Source organism: Alcanivorax sp. HI0083, from assembly GCF_001635175.1.
In genome coordinates this window covers 1-712 of the sequence record NZ_LWFX01000642.1, presented here as the reverse complement: position 1 = coordinate 712, position 712 = coordinate 1, and the positions used below count along the sequence as shown (strand labels likewise).

General features: G+C 56.2%; 1 pseudogene. It reads right to left on the bottom strand.

From position 1 onward, the window contains the following. Positions 1 to 232: 232 nt before the first annotated feature. A pseudogene (locus A3754_RS06410) lies at positions 233 to 712 on the bottom strand (ammonium transporter); the annotation flags it as partial.

The following is a 712-nucleotide window of genomic DNA, read 5'->3' as shown; positions in this document are numbered from 1 at the left end:
GGCTCATTCTTGTTTCTCCTTAAACCTATCAATATGACTTCGACGCCCCCTTTCACAGGGCTGGCACAGGCTTTATTGCTGCTAGCCAATTCAAACGAGCGTTCGAAACTTACCCGTACCTTATAGAAAGGCTCAGGGGGTGGCAATAGCCGCAGATGCGTCCTTATAGGACAAAAAAGCCCGGCAAAATGCCGGGCTTTTCGAACGCCTTAAATCAGCGTCAAACAAACGATCAGAGGTCGTAGCCACGCTCTTCATGCAGGGCAATATCCAGGCCCTGTGTCTCTTCGTCGCCATCTACACGCAACGGCGCAAACAGGGCCACCAGCTTAAGCAGCACCCAGGTCACCACCGCGGTGTAAACAAAGGTGGCCACCACACCCAGCGCCTGGACGCCCAGCTGGTCCAGCATGGTGTACTCGGGCCTGGCAAAGCCGTAACCGGAGAACAGCCCCAGCTCAGTGGAGGCAAAAATACCGGCAAACAGGGTACCGAGAATACCGCCAACCCCGTGAACCGGGAAGACATCCAGGGAATCATCGATTTTCAGCTTGTGCTTGATAAAGATCACCGCGTAGAAGCAGATCACACCCGCAGACAGGCCAATCACCAACGCGGCGGCCGGCCCAACGAAGCCTGACGCCGGGGTGATCGTGCCAAGACCGGCCACCATACCGGTCGCAATGCCCAGTGCGGATGGCTTGCCGAATTT